At 66.3% G+C, this 2,963-nt stretch carries 3 protein-coding genes and 1 pseudogene; all 4 read left to right on the top strand.

The window, feature by feature from the left end:
* The coding region (gene gatA, locus BG35_RS0108340) for an Asp-tRNA(Asn)/Glu-tRNA(Gln) amidotransferase subunit GatA (protein ID WP_025782466.1) at window positions 1-1,443 on the top strand (1,443 nt) is incomplete at its 5' end.
* 50 nt (window positions 1,444-1,493) lie between these two features.
* Window positions 1,494-1,853: a hypothetical protein gene (locus BG35_RS0108345; RefSeq protein WP_025782467.1), complete on the top strand. Its 360-nt coding sequence runs from the start codon at window positions 1,494-1,496 to the stop codon at window positions 1,851-1,853.
* Between the two features lie 47 nt (window positions 1,854-1,900).
* Window positions 1,901-2,314 carry a VOC family protein gene (locus BG35_RS0108350; protein WP_025782468.1) on the top strand — a complete coding sequence of 138 codons (414 nt, stop codon included), beginning with the start codon at window positions 1,901-1,903 and terminating at the stop codon, window positions 2,312-2,314.
* Window positions 2,315-2,319: 5 nt separating this feature from the next.
* Window positions 2,320-2,963: pseudogene (locus BG35_RS0108355) on the top strand (endonuclease MutS2); the annotation flags it as partial.

The raw sequence follows: 2,963 nt of genomic DNA on the forward strand, positions 1-2,963 counted from the left end.
GAATGCTCCGCCCGGGAGTTAACCGAGGCCACCCTGCGGCGGCTGGCTGCAGTGGAGCCGGTCCTCCATGCCTTCACCACGGTCACGGCCGAGCGGGCCTTGGCGGATGCCGACCGGGTGGACGCCGACCGTGCGGCCGGCCGGACCCTCGGTCCGTTGGCCGGCATTCCCGTTGCCGTGAAGGACAATCTCTGCAGCAAGGGCATTGCCACCACGTGCTCCAGCCGCATGTTGGAGCATTTTGTTCCCCCCTATGAAGCCACGGCAACGGAGCGGCTCTGGCAACAGGGGGCCGTGCTGGTGGGGAAAACCAACATGGACGAGTTCGCCATGGGCAGCTCCACGGAAACCTCCGCTTTTGGCGCCACGTCCAATCCATGGCAGCCAAGCTGTGTACCCGGCGGCAGTTCAGGGGGAAGCGCGGCGGCGGTGGCTGCTGGCGCCTGTGCCGCGGCCCTGGGATCGGATACGGGCGGCTCCATCCGTCAGCCCGCTTCCTTTTGCGGTGTGGTGGGCCTGAAACCCACCTACGGCCGTGTGAGCCGCTGGGGGCTGGTGGCCTTTGCCAGTTCCCTGGATCAGGTGGGTCCTCTAAGCAGTTCCGTGGCGGATGCGGCGGAGATTCTGCAGGTCGTTGCCGGCCATGATCCCCGGGATGCCACCAGCCTGCAGGTCCCTGTCCCCGACTACCGGGCCAGCCTTCGGAGCCCCGTCAAGGGATGTCGGGTGGGCATGATTCGGGAATGCTTCGGCGCCGGCGTCTCACCTGACGTGGTGCAGTCCATACAGGCCGCGGCAGCCCAGTTGGACGCCTTGGGATGTCATGTGGAGGAGGTGAGTTGTCCCCGGTTCAAGGACGGCATCGCCACCTATTACATCATCGCCCCCTCGGAGGCCTCCGCCAACCTGGCCCGTTACGACGGGGTCAAATACGGACTGCGGGCGGAAGGAGCCCGGAACTGTGGGGACATGACCGCCCGGACCCGGGCCCAGGGGTTCGGCCCGGAGGTGCAGCGGCGCATCCTGATTGGCACCTATGCCCTCTCGGCAGGCTACGTGGATGCCTACTACCACAAGGCGCAACAGGTGCGCACCCTGATCCGCCAGGATTTTGACCGGGCCTTTGCCCGGTTCGATCTGCTCCTGACGCCCACCTCCCCCTGCACCGCCTTTGCCGCTGGCGAGAGGGTGGATGATCCGCTGGCCATGTACCTGGCCGACCTGATGACCATCCCCATCAACCTGGCGGGATTACCGGCCATCAGCCTGCCTTGCGGCCTGGATGAACGCGGTTTGCCGGTGGGACTCCAGTTGATCGGCAACGTGCTGGAGGAAGCCAGACTCCTTCAGGTGGCCCATGCCTATGAGCAGGCGGCCTCTCCCCTGGCCCACTGCTCACGGCCCCCTTTGGTGCGGCCTCTGTTGCACTCCACTGCGAACTGAGGACTTTTCCCGGGGTTTGGTCAGATAATGCAGCCAGTCCAATTGAAACGATGCTTGATGCTCTTCCCCTGCCCCTTCTTTTCGGGGGGTTAGGCGTTGCTGCACTTCTGGTTGGTGTGGTGGTGGTCTGGACCCGGGGCCGTGGGTCCGGGAAAAAGGCCTTCGCGGAGTTCGAGTCCGGGGCATCCCCTGATCCCCAACAGGCGGCCCGGACAAAAGACGGTGCAGCGGCAGAGCCCGGGTTCCAGCCCCTGCCCCCGGCCCCTGAGGAGACTCGGGAGCCGGTGATGGCAAACTTTGCCCCGGATCAACTCTCCCTGGGAATCACCGTTCCCTCGGGCCGCCGCCGCCCCGGCGCCAGCATGGCTCCCTTCAAGGAGATGGCCGGTTCGGTGGTCGCCAAGGGCTGAGGCGCCCGGGAAAGAGGCCAGAATGGAAGTCCCTCCCCGGAACATCCATGGCTGTTGTTGAGCGACTGGGGCACGTTGCCATCCGTGTCCAGGATATGGAGCGGGCCAAGCGCTTTTACCGCTCCCTTGGCATGGAACTGGTGTGGGACGCCAAGGATTGGTGCTACCTGGAAACCAGACCGGGGCGGGAGGGCTTGGCCCTCCTGGGACCCGGCTACCGCGCTGCAGGACCGCACTTTGCGTTTCATTTTCGGGATCGGGCCGCTGTCCATGCCGTCCATGCCCAACTCAAGGCCGCCGGGGTGGCCGTTGGCGCGGTGCATGATCACCGGGACGGCACGGCCTCCTTCTACTTGCGGGATTCGGAGGGCAACTGGCTGGAAATGCTTTATGAACCCCAAGGGGGCATTCCCGCCAACGTGACGGCTGCCGTGGGCGCCGCGGATCCGGTCCGAGTGTAGGTGGCGTGGTGGCGTACGACTCCCTGCCGGCGATTCAGGCGGAGGCCCTGGAGCTGTTGGGGTGGCCGGAACTGTGCCAACACCTGGCCGGCTTTGCCTCCACCACCATGGGCCGCCAAGCCCTGCTGCGGTTGTCCCTGCCCGGTGATCTGTCCCTGAGCCAGCGGCTTCAACAGGAAACCCGGGAACTGCTGGAGCGGGATCAGCAGTTGGAGGGGGGGCTGGACTTTCGGGGTGTGGTGGACCTGAATCCCCTGGTGGGGCGCTGTTGCAAGGGAGGCATTGCCACGGGGGAGGCCCTGCTGGGGGTGGCCACCACCATGGCCGCTGTGCGGAAACTGCGGCGTCAGATCAACGATCCCCGCCAACAGCCGGTGACCACCGCCTGCCTGGCCCGGCTGCAAAGCCTGCAGCAACTGGAGCGACGCCTGAACCATTGCCTGGAGGAGGGTGGTCACGTGGCGGATCGGGCCAGCGGCGCCCTGGCGGCAGTGCGCCGCCAACTGGGTGAACTGCGCCTTGCGTTGCGTCAACAACTCCACGCGCTGCTGCGGCGTCATCAGGCGGTGCTGCAGGACACCATCATCTCCTCCCGCCATGGGCGGGCCGTGTTGGCCCTCAAGGCCGGCGCCCTGGACCAGTTGCCCGG

The organism is Candidatus Synechococcus spongiarum SH4 (genome assembly GCF_000586015.1).
In the GTDB taxonomy this organism is placed as follows: Bacteria; Cyanobacteriota; Cyanobacteriia; order PCC-6307; family Cyanobiaceae; genus Synechococcus_B; species Synechococcus_B spongiarum_F.

Excerpts from the sequence above, each read along its gene's own strand:
- BG35_RS0108345 (WP_025782467.1), top strand. The coding sequence starts at position 1,494 with ATGCTTGATGCTCTTCCCCTGCCCCTTCTTTTCGGGGGGTTAGGCGTT.
- BG35_RS0108350 (WP_025782468.1), top strand. The coding sequence starts at position 1,901 with ATGGCTGTTGTTGAGCGACTGGGGCACGTTGCCATCCGTGTCCAGGAT.